At 68.0% G+C, this 17,976-nt stretch carries 16 protein-coding genes; 9 read left to right on the forward strand and 7 right to left on the reverse strand.

Translation table 11 applies throughout. The annotated features are described in order from the left end of the window. Window positions 1-2: 2 nt before the first annotated feature. The 3 genes from BLU38_RS28905 to BLU38_RS28915 all read right to left on the reverse strand — a co-directional run bounded on the left by BLU38_RS28905 (window position 3) and on the right by BLU38_RS28915 (window position 4,813). A complete protein-coding gene (locus BLU38_RS28905; protein ID WP_091530543.1) occupies window positions 3-2,891 on the reverse strand; it encodes a DEAD/DEAH box helicase family protein in 2,889 nt (962 codons plus the stop codon). A gap of 105 nt (window positions 2,892-2,996) precedes the next feature. Beyond that, entirely contained in the window at window positions 2,997-3,431 is a 435-nt protein-coding gene (locus BLU38_RS28910) for a CBS domain-containing protein (protein ID WP_091530546.1), read from the reverse strand. 116 nt (window positions 3,432-3,547) lie between these two features. Beyond that, a complete protein-coding gene (locus tag BLU38_RS28915) occupies window positions 3,548-4,813 on the reverse strand; it encodes an APC family permease (RefSeq protein WP_231920083.1) in 1,266 nt (421 codons plus the stop codon). Between the two features lie 76 nt (window positions 4,814-4,889). On the opposite strand from BLU38_RS28915, the gene BLU38_RS28920 reads away from it, so the two are divergent. After that, on the forward strand, window positions 4,890-5,477 hold the full coding sequence (locus tag BLU38_RS28920) for an HhH-GPD-type base excision DNA repair protein (protein ID WP_091530548.1): 588 nt from the start codon (window positions 4,890-4,892) through the stop codon (window positions 5,475-5,477). Between the two features lie 15 nt (window positions 5,478-5,492). On the opposite strand, the gene yczR is transcribed toward BLU38_RS28920, so the two are convergent. Continuing rightward, on the reverse strand, window positions 5,493-6,938 hold the full coding sequence (gene yczR / locus BLU38_RS28925) for a MocR-like transcription factor YczR (protein WP_172836246.1): 1,446 nt from the start codon (window positions 6,936-6,938) through the stop codon (window positions 5,493-5,495). Between the two features lie 93 nt (window positions 6,939-7,031). On the opposite strand from yczR, the gene yczE reads away from it, so the two are divergent. After that, entirely contained in the window at window positions 7,032-7,754 is a 723-nt protein-coding gene (gene yczE, locus BLU38_RS31110; RefSeq protein WP_157683816.1) for a membrane protein YczE, read from the forward strand. Here the strand turns inward: yczE and BLU38_RS28940 are convergent. Then, window positions 7,739-9,085 carry a polysaccharide pyruvyl transferase family protein gene (locus BLU38_RS28940; protein WP_157683818.1) on the reverse strand — a complete coding sequence of 449 codons (1,347 nt, stop codon included), beginning with the start codon at window positions 9,083-9,085 and terminating at the stop codon, window positions 7,739-7,741. The two genes, yczE and BLU38_RS28940, sit on opposite strands and share 16 nt — an antisense overlap. Window positions 9,086-9,231: 146 nt before the next feature. On the opposite strand from BLU38_RS28940, the gene BLU38_RS28945 reads away from it, so the two are divergent. From BLU38_RS28945 to BLU38_RS28955, 3 genes are read left to right on the forward strand one after another with little or no spacing between them, the layout of a single operon-like run. Next, window positions 9,232-9,483 (forward strand): RNA polymerase subunit sigma-70, encoded by a 252-nt coding sequence (locus BLU38_RS28945; protein ID WP_231920084.1) that lies wholly within the window; start codon window positions 9,232-9,234, stop codon window positions 9,481-9,483. 37 nt (window positions 9,484-9,520) lie between these two features. Further along, entirely contained in the window at window positions 9,521-10,072 is a 552-nt protein-coding gene (locus tag BLU38_RS28950; RefSeq protein WP_091530555.1) for a Clp protease N-terminal domain-containing protein, read from the forward strand. A gap of 23 nt (window positions 10,073-10,095) precedes the next feature. Further along, the gene (locus BLU38_RS28955; RefSeq protein ID WP_091533347.1) at window positions 10,096-10,911 is read left to right on the forward strand and encodes a peptidyl-tRNA hydrolase; all 816 of its coding nucleotides are present in this window, start codon (window positions 10,096-10,098) and stop codon (window positions 10,909-10,911) included. A 1-nt stretch (window position 10,912) separates the two neighbouring features. Here the strand turns inward: BLU38_RS28955 and BLU38_RS28960 are convergent, their stop codons facing one another. Continuing rightward, window positions 10,913-11,791, reverse strand: coding sequence for a PP2C family protein-serine/threonine phosphatase (locus BLU38_RS28960; RefSeq protein ID WP_157683821.1), 879 nt, complete (start codon window positions 11,789-11,791; stop codon window positions 10,913-10,915). A gap of 554 nt (window positions 11,792-12,345) precedes the next feature. Between BLU38_RS28960 and BLU38_RS28965 the strand changes: the two genes are divergently transcribed. The 4 genes from BLU38_RS28965 (at window position 12,346) to BLU38_RS28980 (ending at window position 17,422) form a co-directional block, all read left to right on the forward strand. Continuing rightward, window positions 12,346-12,825 carry a DUF805 domain-containing protein gene (locus tag BLU38_RS28965; RefSeq protein WP_091530562.1) on the forward strand — a complete coding sequence of 160 codons (480 nt, stop codon included), beginning with the start codon at window positions 12,346-12,348 and terminating at the stop codon, window positions 12,823-12,825. A 95-nt stretch (window positions 12,826-12,920) separates the two neighbouring features. Continuing rightward, complete coding sequence (locus BLU38_RS32155; RefSeq protein ID WP_269458144.1) at window positions 12,921-14,096, forward strand: DUF805 domain-containing protein; 1,176 nt, start codon at window positions 12,921-12,923, stop codon at window positions 14,094-14,096. A gap of 189 nt (window positions 14,097-14,285) precedes the next feature. Continuing rightward, complete coding sequence (locus BLU38_RS28975; RefSeq protein WP_091530565.1) at window positions 14,286-16,355, forward strand: elongation factor G; 2,070 nt, start codon at window positions 14,286-14,288, stop codon at window positions 16,353-16,355. Then, window positions 16,352-17,422, forward strand: a complete 1,071-nt coding sequence (locus BLU38_RS28980) for a phosphotransferase enzyme family protein (RefSeq protein ID WP_091530568.1) — start codon at window positions 16,352-16,354, stop codon at window positions 17,420-17,422. Before BLU38_RS28975 ends, BLU38_RS28980 begins: the two co-directional genes overlap by 4 nt. A gap of 18 nt (window positions 17,423-17,440) precedes the next feature. Here the strand turns inward: BLU38_RS28980 and BLU38_RS28985 are convergent, their stop codons facing one another. Beyond that, window positions 17,441-17,926 carry an HIT family protein gene (locus BLU38_RS28985; RefSeq protein WP_091530572.1) on the reverse strand — a complete coding sequence of 162 codons (486 nt, stop codon included), beginning with the start codon at window positions 17,924-17,926 and terminating at the stop codon, window positions 17,441-17,443. Window positions 17,927-17,976 lie beyond the last annotated feature (50 nt).

Genomic DNA, 17,976 nt, shown 5'->3' on the forward strand with positions numbered 1-17,976 from the left:
GGTCATTCCCAGACCTGACGCAGCGCGGCGGCGACGTCGATCGGTGAGCTGCCGCGGGTACTGACCAGGATGCCGGTGCCTTCCGCTGTGGCTGCCCGGATCGGTTCGCCGGCGCTCACCCAGCGGTTCCAGCCCGTCCTCAGATGCCCGGCCCGGTCGGCGTTCACACCGAAGACGGCAGGCACCGCGTGGTAGGTGACCCGCTGCCGATCCAGCGGCTGTCCCGATGACCAGCGGGCGCCCGCACGACGGAGCTGTTGGGCGTCGTCGGCAATCGGAACGGGTTGATAACGGGGCAGGAGATAGCGCGGCGAGCCGATCGGGGCGACCAGTTCGGCCATCGCCTCGGCGAAGATCTCCGAGGTCCTGGTCGAGACGTCGGCAAGGGTGATCCGATAACCGCCGCCGGAGTCCACGGCCGCGGAGACCGCCTCGGCGCCGCGATCACTCAGGCCGGCCGCGTGCAGCCCGTCGGCGACGGCGCGACCGAGATCGATCAGGTCCGGCGGCTCGGCCCAGGCGGCGAGTCGCCGTCCGGCAGCCAGGTCGGCGGCCCGGCGCTGCCGCAGCCACCAGCCCCCACCGGCCAGCATGGGGATCACCAGCGCCGGCGCCCAATCCTGGCCGAACAGCAGCAGGACGATCATCGTGATCAGCACGGCAGCCGAACCGCCGATGATCATGATCGTGTTGCCGCGGTCCCTTCGCGGCGCGGGATCTCCGGGAACGAGCTCGGGGGCGACCAGTGCAGCTGAGGGGAGCTCCGGTCGGGCAATCGTCCGTCGATCGGAGGTCAGCCGAACCGCGTGCACGAGTTGATCATGGTACGGACTGCCGATCTGCCACAGGTCCCGGATCCGACACCGGTTCTGCGCCCGGACCAGCATGGCGGCGTTGTTGGCCGCGAAGGTGCCGGTCGGCGGAGCCGCGTACGGCGAGAACCCCGGGTCGACGTGACCGACACCGACGGCGATCTCACCGGAGTCGGTGACGGCGAGATAGCCGCGATGCTTGCGAACGAAGCGATCCCAGTCCCCGGCGCCACCCGGATGATCATCACTGACACACACCACGCTCCAGGTGTGCGCGACCTTGTCGGGCCAATGCGGATCCAGTCGCAGTGCGCGGCCGCGGGTCTGCACGACCGCGGTCGGCGTTGTCGCCGTGGTGAGGTCGACCAGCACGTTGACCCGCTGCGCGTCCCACCCCTCACCGAGCAAGGCACGGGTGCCGATCAGCACTCGACTCCGCCCGGTCTCGAAGAAGCGGGTGGCGATCGGAACCCACTGCCGTGACGTCCAGCCGCGGAGCTCGACGAAGTCATGATCATCGACCGGGACGGTCTCCAGCCGGAGGCCGGGATCCTGATCATGGGCGAACGAGGACAGGGCTGCGATCGTGTCCGTCGCCCCGGCGACGGTGCGGCCGGTGATCATCAAGGGCGACAGGCCACCGGTCCGGTCGTCGTTGATCAACGTGTCCAGCAGCAGCCGTGCCGACCCTGCCTCGGCCCGCAGGACACCGCGCAAACCGGCCGGCACGGTCGCAGTGGCTCGTTCATGATCACACAATGCCACCGCACGCAGTCGGTCACCGAGCTCGGCGGACTCGGCAGCCAGGATCTCCACGCTGGCATCGGTCTTCGCCGCGCTGCGGGCGATCACCCGATCGACCGGAGAACGTCCCCGTCGGATGCCGCGGCGCGTCAATTGGTAGCCGATTCCGGGGAGTGCGGCGCCGATCCGTTCCAGTAGTTCCTGATCGCGTTCATCGCTGGACGGACGCAGGCAGGTCTCGACGTAGTCCTTGATCAGCGCGACCCAGTCGTCGGCGCTCGGCGGCCGCCGATGCTCCTCGCGCAGGGTGGCTCCGGGCGGGACCGCGAGCAGTCCGGCGGTGCAGAACCGCAGAGCCGCGGCGGCCAGCTCGGGTTCGTCCTGTTCGAGTCGATACCAGTCGAGTTCGAGCCGGTCGACGTCGAGCCGGTCGGCACCGGGATGGTCGACCGGATCGTCACCGGTGTCGATGGTGCGGCTGACGAAACGGCGATCGATCCACTCCAGGAAGTCGGTACTGGCGATGCCGGTTTCGGTCAGGTCGGTCTGCAGTACGGCGAACCGTTCGGCCTCGCCGATCAGCCACTCCGACTCCTGCGCCGACGGACGGACCAACCAGGCGAATTCGGCGAACGGAGCAAGGTAGCCGTCGCGGACCAGGGCCGGGATGGAGGTGGCGTAGAGCGGCGGTCCGAACAGTGCATCGACGAGTTCCGACTCGGTCGGCGTCAGCGAGTCCGGTGGCGTTGCGGTGAGCGCGATCACCGTGGCCTGCGGCAGTTCCTCGAGCAGCTCGGCGATCAGCCGCCCCCACACCTCCAGCAGGTGGTGGCACTCGTCCAGGATGATCGTCAACGGCCCGGTGGCACGCATTGCCTCGACGAGCGCCGCGCCGCCGGTGTTCAGCCGTGCGAGCAGACTGTCCGGATCGTCTCCGTCGTCGGAGGCGTCGCCGACGTCGTCGTCGGGATCGAACTCGGGATCGAAGGTCGCCAACGATTGGTAGGTCAGCGAGCTCAGCGGCGTCGCCAACGCGCGGTCGTCGCCGATCGTCAGGTCCGGTGGCTCGAAGCGCTGCCACTCCGCGATCCACTGACCCTGGATCGCGGTGTTGGGGGAGAAGATGACGACCGGTTGCGCGCGGCGGCGGGCAGCCTCCAGTCCGACCAGCGTCTTGCCCGCTCCCGGCGGGAGCACCACCCAGGAGCGTTGCGAGCCCGCGGACCAGGATGACTCGATGGCAGCCAGGGCGCGGGTCTGATGACTACGCAACGGCAGCGGGAAGGAGACATCGGACCAGGAGGCCGTCGTCTCTGTCGTCTGCGGGCCCGGCATCCCGCCATCATGACGGGCGGACAGGCCGGTACGGAGGCAGGCCCGCTCACCGGGCCGCCGATCGTGCCGCCACCGATCCTGCCGCCATCGATCCTGCTGGGTGGGTCAGCCGCTCACGTAGTGTTCCAGCTCGTCGCGCTGGAACTTGAGCTCTCCGAGCCGGCTCTTGACCACGTCACCGATGCTGACGATGCCGGTCAACCGGCCGTCGTCATCCAGGACCGGCACGTGGCGGATCCGGTTCTCGGTCATCAGCTCCATCAACGAGTCGACCGAGTCGGTCGGGCCGCAACTGCGCAGTCTGGTGACCGGCGTCATGATGGCGTCGATCCGCTGGTCCAGGACGGCGGGCCCGTCGGCCAGTCGACGGACCACGTCCCGTTCGGAGACGATGCCGGCGATGTCGCGGCCACCCGCGGAGACGACGACCGCGCCGAGATTGTGCTGCTTGAGGATGGCCACCAACTGCCCGACTGTCTGATCCGGTGTCGCGGTGACGACGTCGGCGCCCTTGTCGTGGAGGATGTCGGAGATTCGCATCGAAGGCTCCTTGCTACTCGCAGGTTCACCCGGATTGTGTGATGAGCGTCACGTTCGCCAGCGTACCCCGCTCGCTGTCCCTGCGCCGTCGCCGCGCAACTCCGCTGCTGCCGATGTCAGCCGGTACGACGGGAGAGCACGATCAGCCGCCCCACGAGTCCGACGGCGAACATCCCGATCCCGGCTGCCACGGACTGCCAGGGCAGGGTCGCCACCAGCACCAGGCAGCCGATGCAGCCGATCACGTTCAACGCCCGGGGCCAGCGACGCTCGGCGACGGGTTGGGTGAAGGCCGACGCGTTGGCGATCGCGTAGTAGATCAACACGCCGAAGGAGGAGAATCCGATCACTTCGCGCAGATCGACCACGGCGACCGCCACCGAGACCACCACCGCCAGCGCGATCTCGGCGTGATGGGGGACCTGGAACCGTGGATGGACCGCGGACAGCCAGCGGGGCAGATCCCGATTCCTGGCCATCGCCAGACTGGTCCGGCCGACGCCGGCGATCAGTGACAACAGGGCGCCGAGTGCCGCGACGGCGCCGCCGATCCGGACAATCACCACGAGGTGCTCGGCGCCGGCCGCTCGGACAGCCGTCGCCAGCGGCGCCGGCGAGGACGCCAGCAGGTCCGGCCCGGCGGCAGCCAGTGCTGCGACGCCGACAACCAGGTAGACCACGACGGTGATCGCCAACGCAACCGGGATCGCCCGCGGGATGGTCCGGGCCGGATCCCGGACCTCCTCACCCAGCGTGGCGATCCGGGCATAGCCGGCGATCGCGAAGAACAGCAGCCCCGCCGACTGGGCGATCCCGTACGGGCCGCCGGTCCACAACGCGGACGGCAACCCCAGCTTGCTGGTCGTGGCGTCGCCGCCGACGCCGATGCCGACGACCAGCACCGCGAGGGCGAGCAGGCTGACCAGGACCAGGATCCGGGTCAGCTGGGCGGTCCGGGTGATCCCGCGATAGTTGAGTGCGGCCAACGCGAGGACGGCGACCACGGCGATCACCCGCTGCAACCAGCCGGACGGCACCGCGTAGGAGGCGAAGGTCAACGCCATCGCCGCGCAGGACGCCGTCTTACCGACCACGAACCCCCAGCCCGCAGTGAAGCCGAACCATTCGCCGAGACGCTCCCGGCCGTAGCTGTAGGTGCCACCCGAGACCGGATAGACGGCAGCAAGCTGGGCCGACGCCACGGCATTGCAGTAGGCGATGGCGGCCGCCAGCACCAGCCCGATCAGCAGCCCGGAGCCGGCCGCGGCCGCCGCCGGCCCGAATGCGGCGAAGACGCCCGCACCGATCATCGAGCCGAGCCCGATCAGGACGGCGTCGCCCAGCCCGAGCCGTCGGGCCAAAGGTTCGGAGGTACTCTGCACGGGCTCATCCTTGCGTACGGTCCGTGCTTCCCGCATCGTGGCGGTGCCGACGGGCCGACTGGCACAATGAGGCGTCATGAGCGACGCACTGCACCTGACCGGCGACACCGCGGTCGACCGGTTGCTGTCCACCGACCCGAACGCACTGCTGATCGGCATGGTCCTTGATCAACAGGTCCCGATGGAGAAGGCGTTCAGCGGCCCGTCGGTGATCGCCGAACGGATGGGCGGCCGCTTCGACGTCAGCAAGATCGCCGAACTCGACGTCGACGATTTCGTGGCGATCTGCTCCCAGCGCCCGGCCGTGCACCGTTTCCCCGGATCGATGGGCAAGCGGGTGCACGACGTCTGCCGCGCGCTGGTCGCCGACTACGACGGCGACGCCAGCCGGCTCTGGGACACCGCCGAGGACGGCAAGGAACTCAAACGGCGACTGGCAGCGCTCCCCGGGCTGGGGGACCAGAAGGCATCGATCTTCGTTGCCCTGTTGGGAAAACAGCGCGGTGTCACCCCCAGCGGATGGCAGGCGGCGGCCGGCAAGTACGGCGAGGACGGCGTCTTCCGATCCGTTGCCGACATCGTCGACGACGAGTCACTGGCCAAGGTCCGGGAGACCAAGAAGGCCGAGAAGGCCAAGGCCAAGGCCAAGGCCGCCAAGGGCTGAGTTCGGCCGTGCTGATCAGATGATCAGGTGCGGGGACCGGGTGCCGGTGGGAGCATCGGTTCCCGACCGGGCCTCGTCCCAGGCCAGACTCAACCGGCGGACGGCCTCACTGAGCACCTGCGGATCGGCCACGTACGGGATCCGCAACTGACGGCGGCCACCGCCTCGCGGATAGAACCGCGGCCCCGGGGTCAGCACCAGGTCCCGTTTCCGGGCCAGGGCGCTGACCAGATTCGACGACTCGGTCGGCAGTCGGAACCACAGCGACAGCCCGCCGCGCGGCACCTGCAACGTCCACTCCGGCAGCGTGCCGGTCATCGCTGTCAGCAACTGGTCGCGTTGCTGCCGGATCCGGCGCCGTTGATGATCAAGAATCGTCTCGGAGTTACGCATCAACTCGGCCACCACGAGCTGCTCGAACGGCGCCGCCCCGTTGTCCATGGTGGCCTGGGTCTCGATCAGCTTGCGGACATACTGCTTGGGTGACCGGATCCAGCCGATCCGCAAACCGCCCCAGAAGGACTTGCTGGCCGAGCCGATGGTGATCGCATTGTCCAGCAGGCTGCCCATCGGCGTGCGCTCGGCATCGCCGTCCAGCCGGAGGTCGACCAGCGTCTCGTCGATGACGGTGATCACCTGATGCCGATTGAGGGTCCGTGCGGCGGCTCGCCGTTGTTCCTCGTCCAACCAGATCCCGGTCGGGTTCTGGAACTCCGGGATCAGGAAGGCCAGCCGCGCCCGCGATCGTCCCAAGATCGTTTCGAGTCGGTCCGGATCCCAGTCCTGCGGCGAGATCGGGAACGGGACCAGGCGGGAGCCGCGTCGCCGGCAGGCCTCGATCGCGTTGTAGTAGGTCGGTGATTCCAGCAGTACCGGGTCGCCCGGATCGGCGAGTCCCTGCAAGATCACGTTCCAGGCCGACAGTGAGCCGACGGTGATGATCAACTGGCCGGCCTTGGTCGGCAGTCCACGTGCGGTGAACCAGTCCGCCAGGGTGGACCGCAGCGATTCCACACCGTCGGGGAAGTAGCCGGTCCCGGCCAGCAGCGCCGGAAGTCGTTCGGCCGCATCCTGGTAGGCCCGCCCGAGTCCCGGTGGTGCGGTGGAGGCAGCGGTGTTCAGCGCGACCAGCGCGTTGTCCTCGTCGGCGGCCAGGGTGATCGGTAACAGGCTGCTGGCCAGTCCACCCTCGGGCTGATGGACGAAGTTACCCGCGCCGCGGCGTGCCTGCAGGACCCCCTGATCGCGCAGCGCCGCATAGGCACTGGTGACGGTGGTCCGGCTCAGGCCGAGCGACGCACACAGGTCCCGTTCGCTGGGCAACCGGAAGCCGTCGGGCAGTTGGCCGTCGATCACCAGCAGCCGGATCCGCATCGCAAGATCGCGATAGACCGGTGCTTCCCAGTCCTTGCCGCCCAGCAGTCCGGTGAGCTGGGCGGCTGTCAGCCAATGCGCGGACATCGTCATCTCCCACTGTGCGATCGGCCGCGGACCGGTCCGCGGCCGCAGAATTGGATATGGACTCAGGGGCCAATTCTAGGCATGCTGTGCACCGTGAGCAGAACGACGCCCAGCATCGGCAGGCCGAAGTTCGGCAGCGCGGCACGTGCTGCCGCGGCGTTGTCGCCGATGAGCCCGATCCAGCAGTTGCGAGCGGGTCGGCTGCCGCGCCGGCTGGTCCAATTGATCTTCGGGCTGTTCCTGTACGGCGTCTCGATGGCGTTCATGCTGCGGGCCTCGCTGGGCATCGAGCCGTGGGGTGTGCTGGCGCAGGGCATCACCCACCATCTGCCGTTCAGCTACGGACAGATCACCATCGCGGTCAGTGTCGTCGTGCTGCTGCTGTGGATCCCGTTGCGGCAGTGGCCGGGACTCGGGACGATCTGCAACGCCGTCCTGATCGGGATCTTCGTCGATCTCGCGCTATCGGTGCTGCCGGCGCCGTCCGGGCTGCCGGTCCGCATCGTCGCGCTCGCCGGTGGCATCGTCCTGAACGGACTGGCCGGTGCGATCTACATCGGTGCCCAGCTCGGACCCGGTGCCCGGGACGGACTGATGACCGGTCTGGTCGGCCGCACCGGCCGTCCGGTCTGGCTGGTCCGGACCGCGATCGAGGTCGTCGTGGTGATCATCGGCTTCCTGCTCGGCGGTGATCTGTGGATCGGCACCGTCGCCTACGCCGTCGCCATCGGCCCGCTGGTCCAGTTCTTCCTGCCGTTGGTGGCCGTCCGGCTACCGCTGCCCGATCGAGAAGTGGCCGGTCAGGAAGGCAGCTGATCCCGCGGTTCGACCGAGACCAATCGGCGAGCCCGGGCGCGTAACCGCCGTGCCGGTCCGCCGAGGATCCGTCGGGCTGTCCGTCGAAGGCCGATCGGGGCAGTGCCGGCCGCTCTGCTCGGCCGTACCGACGGCTCGATCGAGCCGGGGCCGGAGCGGCGTACTGCTGCGGGAAAGTCGACCGCTGCCAACCGGGCGTCGAACCGTGCGCCGCCGTCCTGGCCGTCGTCGTAGACGGTGGACAGATCGTGCTGTCGGAGGAAGTCGGCGAAGGTCGACCAGCGTGCGGCGTGCCCGCGGTTCAGCGGACCCCAGTCCGCCTCGGCGTAGAGCTCGGCCGCATCGATCTGCCCCGGCGCATCGGTGATCAGCCGGAACGGGATGTCGTGATACTCGGCGAGTTCCGCGGTCCGGGAGTCGTGCGCGAGCACGACGGCAGGCGTGCCCGCCAGCAGCGCCGCGATGTTGCCGTGGATCCGGGTGCCGAAGGAGAACTGGTAGTCCCGGAGATGGTCGATCCAGGTCACCGGATCGAGGAAGAAGCGCGTTCGGTCCTGTTGGATCAGTGGGTGGTCGTCGGTGACCGGGACACCCGAGCCGAAGACGACCGAGTCGGGCGGGGCCGGGTAGTGGCCGGTGAGCAGGAACTCCAACGACTGCTGATTCTGGGCGATGTAGGTCAGGTTCGGATACTGCTCGGCGTGGCGTCGGGACAGCGGACCCATCTCGGGCACGTACGGGCTGATGTTCAAGGCGATCGCCGACTGCGGTCCGATCGCGTCGACCCGCCGGTCGATCCTCAGATCGGCACCGCGGCCGAACATCGACGGGCAGCCGATCACGGTGACGTCGGCAGCCCCGAATCCCAACCCTGCAAGGTATTCGCGGGTGAACTCACCTCGTACGCCGATCGGCCCGGTGGAGTGCTGCAGGGTGGCTCGGACGAATCGTTGGACGGCCCGGTCGGTGGCATCGCGATGCTTGCGACGGCCGGACAAGGTGGCCTGGGCGCCGACGCCGAGCACCGTCACCGGGACGGCTGCCTGCTCGATGACCGTCGCCATCCGCTCCAGCCGGTCACCGAATCCGGGGCGGAACGCATTGGCCAGCGGCAGCACGAGTCGATCGGGGCGTCGATCGTCGCCCCACGGTGACGTGCCACCCAGGCCGCCGGTGCGGATGGTTGTGCCGCGGGTGCTGAGAAGTCGGCAGACGCTCTGGCTGAAGATCAGATTGCCGACGTTGTTCCCGATCAGGTGCTGCCGGATCGTCTGCTCGGCGGTCGCCGGCCGGAACGGGCTCTTGTGGGCCCGGATGAAGATGTTCGACACGGCGGAACCGCACTCGCTCTCTGATCGGGGAGGTCGCGACTGCGACCAAACCCGAGTAAGCATAGAGGGAACCCGGGTGACTCGGCGCGCAGACCCGGTTGTCAATATTGGTTGACGACTCCAGGGCGTCAACCTAGGATGACACCATGGCTGCACAACGGGATCGACCGGTCGACGGCGCGGCACCCGTCGGTCCGGAGATCGAACGGGACCTCGGCAGCGACGACCCAGCGATCGGACTGCGCGCCGTCGTCGCGCTCCGGTCACTGGCCGATCGCCTCGAGAGCCTGCACGTCGACCAAGCACGGCGGCGCGGCTGGTCGTGGCAGCAGATCGCGGCCGCGTTGGGGATCTCACGGCAGGCGGCGCACAAGAAGTACGGCCGAATCCGTCGATGACGGCTGAACGAACGACGACGTTGAAGGGACGACAACCATGTTCGAGCGGTTCACCGTCGCGGCCCGCGACATCGTGATCCAGGCACAGACCGAAGCCCGTGATCTCCGGAGTCCGATCATCGGGCCGCAGCACCTGCTGCTGGGGACGCTGTGGCACATCGATGAACCGATCCGCCACGTGTTGGACGAGAGCGGTCTGCGCTATCGCGCGGTTCGTGATCGGCTGGCGGAGGTCGATGTCGAGGATGGGGGAGTGACGGACGACGATGCGCTCGGCCGGATCGGGATCGACCTGTCGCTCGTCCGGAGCAAGGTGGAGGAGACCTTCGGAGCCGGAGCGCTGGACGGCACCTTCGAGCCGCGCGGGCGGCGTCGCGGGCACATCCCGTTCGATCGACCGGCGAAGAAGGCACTGGAACTGGCGTTGCGCGAGGCGATCCACCTCCAGCACAAAGAGATCGGACCCGAGCACCTGCTGCTCGGACTGACCCGACTGGACGGGGCCGCTACGACGCTGGTCCGCAGTTTCGGCGTCGAGCCGGCAGAGTTGCACGATCGGGTGTCGGCCATGCTGCGGAGGGCGGCCTGACCGTTGTTGGCAAGATGATCACCATGCCGGATCAGACCACTCCCGCCGACGCCGCCCCGTCGGACCCGTTGGCCCCGCTTCGCGCCCGATACGCCGCATGGCTGGGACTGGACGTCAGCGAGGTACTCGAGGATCGCGACGAGGACCCGGATCAGATCCGGGCGATGCAGCTGATCCTGCGGATGGAACGTGATCGGACGCCGTCCTGGCACGCCGCGCTGCGACTCGCGGCGAGCGGCGCCGCCCGGATCTGTCTCGACCCGCGGGTCGGAACCGATCCGGACTGGACGGAGGCGATCACCGCCTACGCCGGCGGCCACATCCGCAAGGTCACCCGGCGCGGGCGTGGCGCACCCTGGGCCGCGACCGCCGACCTGCCCGGTGTGACGCTGGCCGATGGCGACACCGAGGTCCGCGTGCTGTTGCCCGGCCTGGTCGACGAGTTGGACAAGCGGGTCGCCAAGCTGCAGGTCGGCGGGACCGACGCGCCGGTTGACGAGCCGCCCACCTTCGACCCGCCCGCCGGCACGCTGAGGGTGTGGATCCCGCCGGAACCGGCGATGACGCTGGGCAAGACCATGGCACAGGCCGGGCACGCGGGCATGATCGCCGCCGCACTGTTGTCCGCGGACTCTCCGGAGCTGTTGCGCCGCTGGGCCGACGCGGAATGCCCGGTGGATGTCCGACGGGCCGACGGTCATCGATGGCAGCAGCTGCAGTCCGCCGTGGCCGACGCCGGCCGGGCCTGGGCGCAGGACGGCCTGCTGGCGGTCCGGGATGCCGGCTTCACCGAGATCGCGCCCGGAACGATCACCGTGATCGCCGGCGTGCCGTCCTGAGTCATGCCGTTGCGCCGGTGTGCCCCCAGGGGTCGGCGCCGGTCGACACGGCCTGCAGCTTGGCCGTACGCCGTCCGCCGACCCGGTCGATGCGTACGGCGGCCGGGTCGATCAGGTTGTGCGGATCGGCGGCCGCTCCGATCATCCTGCCTCGCGGGTGGATCAGATCGCCCTCGACGACCTCGCCGAGGATGCAGGTGACGTTGTCCCGACCGCCGGCCGCCAGGGCCAGGGAGACCAGTTCGTCGACCGCGGCATCGAGGTCCGGCATCGCCACGGTAGGGCCGAGCAGGTCGTCGGGAACGATGTCGGTCAATCCGTCGCTGGCCAGCAGGATCCGATCACCGCACCGCAGATCGAGCAGCACCAGATCCGGTTCGGGATCCTCGATCTGGTTGATCGACCGGGCGATCACCGACCGATAGGGAAAGTCCTCGGCGTCCTCGGGGCGCAGTTCGCCGGAGTCGAGCAGCATCTGCATCAGGCTGTGGTCGCGGGTGATCGGGGTCAACGCACCGTCTCGCCACAGGTAGCCACGGGAATCTCCGACGTGCACCAGTCCGAATCGTTCGCCGTTGCCGAGGACGGCGGTCAACGTGGTGGACATGCCGTCCCGCTGCGGGTCGGCCTCGACCCCGTCGCGGACGTGGTGGTGGGCGAATTCGACGGCCTGGGCGAGCACGGCGAGCGGGTCGTCATCGCTGATCATCGACACCGAACTGGTGACGTAGGTCGTGCTGGCCGATGCGACCTCGCCGGCCGCGGCACCGCCGACGCCGTCGGCGACCAACAACAGATACGCTCCGGCATAACCGGAATCCTCATTGTTGGTGCGGACCAGCCCCACATGGCTGGCAGCCGCACATCGGAACCTCAGCACTGGAACGTCAGCCTCCGCGACAACACCCCGGGCCCCGGTCGGCAACGCCAGCGTGGTCGGCGACTCGCGAGTGGTCGGCAAACCTCGGCGTCCGCACAGGGATCGGGCACACACTACCCGTAATCAGCCACGCTGGTCGAACGCCTGACAACTCGGTTCGAGGTCGCCCTCGGATCAGATTGCTGATCGAGTCCCCGTTGTGTCCGGATCACGATGTCGGTCCGTTCTGGCCCGTTTCGGCCTTCGCCCGGTGTCAGGTTGACAACGGCGGGCAGCACAGCGCATGACAACATCGTTGCCGGATCGTTGCTGCCGTGTCGCGAGTGGAGTCGTGGTCTGCCGATTCCGTATGGTTGGCTGCTCCGGACGGAATCGCGCAGAATGCGATCCCGCACGACTTTACCCCCGGGAACAAACGTGATGACCGTCGGACCTCGCGAAAAGATTCTTCGCGAACAAGGAACCGGTTCGATGGGCGCTGCGTCGATATTTCCGGTGGACGCGACTCGGTGCCGAAGGGCGGCACGGAGCGCACATCTACAGGAGGAATTGTCATGAGTTACGCAGCGCCGACGCCCACCCCCTACGGCCAGCAGGCCGCCGGAGACCCCGGAACCCTTGACCTTCCCTACTACGGCATCGGATTCGTCGATGCGATCAAGCGCGGGTTCTCCAAGTTCGTCCGCTTCGACGGTCGAGCCAGCCGCAGTGAGTACTGGTGGTGGACCCTGGCCGCGGCCGGTATTCCCACCGTTCTGTACATCATCGGCGCGATCATCGGTGTTTCCACGATGGACAAGACCACCGGTGCGATGGGAGCCGGCGGCGTCGTCTTCTACGTCATCGCGGGCCTGTTGAGCCTGGTGATGATCATCCCGAGCATCGCGGTCGGCGTCCGCCGCCTGCACGACCAGAACAAGTCCGGCTTGTTCTACCTGCTGGTCCTGATCCCGTCCGTCGGCGGAATCATCATGCTGGTGCTGATGTGCATGCCGTCCGATCCGCAGGGCGCGCAGTACGACCGCCGCAACTGATCCGCACATCGGGGGTACAACCGGTCCTTCGGGGAGCGTTCTCGGCGACAGGGCAGTATGTCGGGGACAAGAAAGACTTTGGTAAAGAGGTTTTGATGAGTTCAGATCAGCAACAGCCGAACGATCCCGGTCAGGGATCGGGCGACCAGCGGCCGCAGGCGTCGCCGTACAACCCGACCGGGAACGAACCGGGTCAAGCGGGCGGATACGGCGCCGGGACCTACGGCTCGGGCAACTACGGCAGCGATCCGTATCAGTCCGGCGGCTACGGGTCGGGCACCTACGGTGCCGACCAGGGCTCGAGCGCATCCAGCTCATCAACCTTCCCCGGGTCGTCGACCGCCCCGACGGAGGGCGGACAGCCCCAGCAGCCGTACGGTCAGCAGTCGGCTCAGGATCCGTATGGTCAGCAGTCCGCGCAGCAGCCGTATGGTCAGCAGTCGGCCCAGGATCCGTACGGGCAGCAGTCCGCGCAGCAGCCCTATGGGCAGCAGTCGGCCCAGGATCCGTACGGGCAGCAGTCGGCTCAGCAGCCGTATGGGCAGCAGTCGGCTCAGGATCCGTATGGGCAGCAGTCGGCTCAGCAGCCGTATGGTCAGCAGTCCGCGCAGCAGCCGTATGGGCAGCAGTCGGCCCAGGATCCGTACGGGCAGCAGTCGGCTCAGCAGCCCTATGGGCAGCAGGCCTACGGCCAGAGCGATCCGTACGGTCAGCAGTCCTATGGACAGCAGTCCTACGGGCAGCAGGGCTACGGGCAGCAGCCGTACGGCCAGGGCTACGCGGCCCCGGTGTACGGCAGCCAGGCCGCCGGCGATCCCGGCACCCTCGACCTGCCCTACTACGGGATCGGATTCGGGGCAGCGATCAAGCGGGCGTTCTCCAAGTACGCCCGCTTCGACGGCCGGGCCAGCCGGAGCGAGTACTGGTGGTGGACACTGTTCGTGGGGATCATCGGCATCGTTCTCTACGCCGGCTTGATGATCTTCGGCTTCGCCACCGCTGATTCGTCCGGTGAACCCGGGGCAGGGATGGTTCCGTTCGCCATCTTGATGGTGCTGTTCTACCTGGCGATCATCGTGCCGCAGCTGTCGATCTCCTGGCGGCGGCTGCACGACCAGAACATGTCAGGTGGGTTCTTCTTCTTGAGCTTCATCCCGTCGGTCGGGGGCATCATCCTGCTGGTGCTGATGGCGATGCCGAGCAAGCCCGAGGGCGCCCGGTACGACCAGATCAAGTCCCAGCCCGGTCCGACCGGCACCTGGGGCGGCTGAGCCAGGCCCGTACAACTCAACAGCAATAACCGGTTGCCGGTCGATCAAGGTTTCTGATCGACTGGCATCCGTCGTTTGTGGCATCAGTTGGTATCGACCGGCACACCCGGAAGCAGGAGGCAACAGTCATGCGAGCACCTCGTAGGTCCACCCGCACGCTTCTGTCGTCTACCTCCGAGGACCTACTCGTTGTCAACGCTCAATTTGGGAATTCTTGCCCACGTCGACGCCGGTAAGACCAGCCTGACCGAGCGGCTGCTGCACACCGCCGGTGTCATCGACCACATCGGCCGGGTCGATCACGGTGACACCCAGACCGACTCACTCGCCCTGGAACGACAGCGCGGGATCACGATCAAATCCGCCGTCACCTCCTTTGTGATCCACCGCCCGGCAGCCGGCAGCCCCGGGCCGCTCCGGACCGAGGATCCGATCACGGTCAATCTGATCGATACCCCCGGCCACCCGGACTTCATCGCCGAGGTCGAGCGTGTCCTGAACGTGCTCGACGGCGTCGTGCTCGTCGTGTCCGCGGTCGAAGGGGTGCAGGCACAGACCCGGATCCTGACCCGAGCCCTGCGTCGGCTGCGGATCCCGATGTTGATCTTCGTCAACAAGATCGACAGGTCCGGTGCCCGCGCCGATGAACTGCTGGACGAGATCGCCCGACGGCTGGACATCGCCGTCGTCGGGATGGGGACGGTCGCCGACGCCGGGAGCCGAACGGCTCGTTCGATCAGCAATTCCTACGACGATCCCACCTTCGCCGACCGGCTGGCCGATCGGCTCACGGTCGCCGACGACCGGCTGCTGACCCGTTATCTGGAGGCCGACGGGCTGCCCGTCGAGGCACTTCGCAGCGCACTGATCGAGCAGACCGCGCGGGCCGACCTGCACCCGGTGTTCTTCGGCTCGGCCATCACCGGGGCCGGAGTCGGTGAGCTGATGGCCGGGATCGGATCCCTGTTGCCGTCGGTCGACGGGCGCGCGTCAGCGGAGCCGTCCGGCACGGTGTTCAAGGTCGACCGCGGACCGGCAGGGGAGAAGATCGCCTACCTGCAGTTGGCATCGGGCTCCTTGGCTGTCCGGGACGCCCCGGACGTCAGCCATCGCGACGGCAGCAGTGCCGACCCGGCCAAGATCACCGCGATCAGCGTCTTCGACCGTGGCGGCGAGCAGCGCTCCGAGCGGATCGAAGCCGGCAGAATCGGCAAGCTGTGGGGACTGCCACAGGTGCGGATCGGCGATCGGATCGGGCGACCTCAGGATCGGTCCCACGGTCGGCATCGTGATCACTACTTCACTCCGCCCAGCCTGGAGACCGTCGTCGATCCCGTCGACCCGGCAGACCGCGGCCGGTTGCGCACCGCCTTGGACCGGCTCGCCGAACAGGATCCGTTGATCAACGTACGGCAGGACGACCTACGCTCCGAACTGTCGGTTTCGCTGTACGGGGAGGTGCAGAAGGAGGTCATCGGCGCGACCTTGGACACCGACTTCGGCGTTCCGGTCACCTTCTCGGAGACCTCGACGATCTGTGTCGAACGTCCGCTCGGCATCGGGACCGCGGTCGAGCGGATCCGGGACCCGGGCAATCCGTTCCTGGCCACCGTCGGACTACGGGTGGAGCCCGGCCCGATCGGCACCGGGATCAGGTGGGAGACGGCGACCTCGGTGCACGGGACGATGCCGATCGCCTTCTTCTCCGCGATCGAGGACACCGTCCGGCTGACCGCAGGACAATCCCTGTACGGCTGGCGGCTGATCGATGCGGTGATCACCTTGACCCACACCGGCTACGCTCCACGACAGAGCCACATGCATCAGTCCTTCAACAAGGCGATGTCGAGCACCGGCAGCGACTTCCGCGAGCTGACACCGCTGGTGCTGATGGCCGCCCTCCGCGATGCCGGCACCGACGTCCTGGAGCCGATCCATCGCTTCGAGCTGGAATTCCCCACCGACCTGCTCGCCGCGCTCTATCCGGTGCTCGCCGAACGCAGGGCGGTGCCGGGCAGCCCGGCCGTCGGAGCCGCGACCACGGTGATCGAGGGGGACATCCCGGCGGCCGAGATCCACGCGCTGGAACAACAGCTGCCCGGACTGACCCGCGGCGAGGGCGTGCTGGAGGCGGCCTTCGATCGCTACCAGCCGGTCACCGGTCGTCGACCGCAGCGGCGGCGGACCGACCGCAATCCGTTGGACCGCAAGGAGTATCTGTTGCGGACCACGCGGGGAAAGGGCGCATTGGCGTCGTGAACACGATCAACAGCCAGACCGGATCGACGCGGTGCCCGGTGCGCGGTGACCTCTCCGACGACGGGAGCGCCTTCTACGACGGCGCCGAGTGGGGCTGGCAGCCGCTGTGGTTGCACCGCGACGCCGTGCTGCCGGTCTGCCGGCAACAGCTGAGGATCGACGCGTCGGATGCGCAGCTGTTGTCCGGCGGATTCCTCAATCAGAACTGGCGGCTGCGGTGTGATGATCATGATCGGGTACTCCGGGTCGGACGTGCCGAGCGCACCGTCGAACAGGTTGCCTACGAGTACACCTTGACCTCGGCGTGGGCCGCTGAGATCGATCAGATCGTGCTGGCCGAGAGACCGCCCGGCCCGAGCATCGACGGGCATCTGCTGACCGTGTTCCCTTATCGGGAAGGGATTTCCGGGGCCCAGGTGCCCGCACCGCGGCGGACCGTCGAGCTCGCACCGGTGCTGGCCGCGATGCATCGGATCGCCCTGGAGCTTGACCTCGGACAGCGGCCAGGCTTTCCGCTGCTCGGAGTCGGCGCCGCCCCGGTCGGAAACGACCACCGGTCGCCGGTCGGTGCACGCTGGCACGCCGTGCGGTCTGCGGTGCTGGACAGGTACGGGACCGGGCCGGAGGTCCTGACACCGGCGACCGTGGTCGACCGGGCCGTTGACGAACTGACCGTACAGCTGGAGCGGTGGCACGGACAGGGACGGCTGGACCGTCGCGCGCCCGTGCACGCCGACCTCAACGTCCGCAATCAGCTCTACCGTGATCATCGGCTGGTCGGCATCATCGACGCCGACGACTGCCGGGTCGAGCCCCTGATCAGCGAGGTCGCCGGACTGGCCTACGCCGATCCCGCGGTCGATCCGGCCGCCGCGTGGCAGCTCTACCGGCAGGCCGGTGGACCGCTGCCCGATGAAGATCAGGAACTGTTGCTGCCGTTCGCCCGGCTGGGCTGTCTCGGGGAACTGGAATGGTTCACCGCCGATGACGGTACGGCAACCCATCTGGCACTGGGAAAGCTGCAGACCCTGGCCGATCAGCTGGCGGGCGGTCCGATCCGCGACTGAGAAGCGGGCCTCGGACTGTCAGGCGGTCGCGAGGGCAGCTCGCAGCCGTTCGGCGTACGGGCGTCGTTGCTCGGCCGATACGAAGCCCGGTAGCGGGGCATTGCGGTAGAGATGATCATCGGCATAGCGCGGGAACACGTGCACGTGCAGATGCCAGACATCCTGGTTTCCAGCCGGCTCGTTGTGCTGCCGGGTCGATACCCCGTCGCACCCGTAGCTGTGCCGCATCGCGACAGCGACCTCGCGGACAAGATCATGGACGGCATGTCCGTCGGCCGGAGGGAGTGCGTACAGGTTTTCGTGGTGGGTGGTCGGCACCACCAGGACATGGCCGTGATTGTTCGGCCACCAGCGGGGCGACACGAAGGCCAGTGCCCGATCTGTCCGGGCGACGACGTCCTGTTGGCTGTTCACCGGGTCGGACCTACCGGCGATCAGGGCACAGAACGGGCAGCTGTAGTCGGGCGGTTGATGACTGAACTGCTGGTGATCACCATCGGGCATACCGGCAGCGTAGGCCGGGTCATCGGCCGAGACCCGACGACCGGGCGGTG

The sequence above is a fragment of the Microlunatus soli genome (assembly GCF_900105385.1).
GTDB classification, from domain to species: domain Bacteria; phylum Actinomycetota; class Actinomycetes; order Propionibacteriales; family Propionibacteriaceae; genus Microlunatus; species Microlunatus soli.